1 protein-coding gene is annotated in these 544 nt (G+C 48.0%); it reads right to left on the reverse strand.

The annotated features are described in order from the left end of the window. Positions 1–100: 100 nt before the first annotated feature. Positions 101–544 (reverse strand): transposase (locus tag AC07E3_RS21485; protein WP_478364780.1); only part of this gene is annotated, 444 nt, incomplete at its 5' end.

A 544-nucleotide genomic window follows, 5' to 3' on the forward strand; every position in this document is an offset into this window, starting at 1 on the left:
TTGTCTTCCTAAGCCCGCTTGGCCTCCGACTTATCGAGAGGTTCACGTACGGTTCTGTGAAAGCCTGAAGGGGAAGCTCCTTCGGGCTACTCGACTGTTTTTAAGCTACTTCTTTCTCTAGTTTTTGACCGTCATCGTCTGGGTTTAAATACACTTCCGTCACTGGCTCCCAGTCTCTAATGTCTCCACGCCATCTATTTGGCATTTGCTGTTTAGCCTTAAGATAAAGTGCCTTTCGTTGCGCTAACACCGTTTTTTCTTTGCCACTATGGCGTTGCTCAGGCGTCACAAACTTAATACTGCTATGTTTGTGCTCAGTATTGTACCAAGTCACGAAGGTCATCACCCAATCCCTCGCTGCCGTTAGTGAATCGAAGGGCATGCTTGGATACTGAGGCACGTATTTCATTGTCCCAAACAAACTTTCTGAATACGGGTTGTCATTACTCACAGATGGCCGACTAAACCATCGGGCAACGCCTAAATGTTGCAGTGTCGACAACATCGTCGCCCCTTTCATCGCCGAGCCATTGTCCGAGTGTAC

This window comes from Nitratireductor lacus (genome assembly GCF_056431025.1).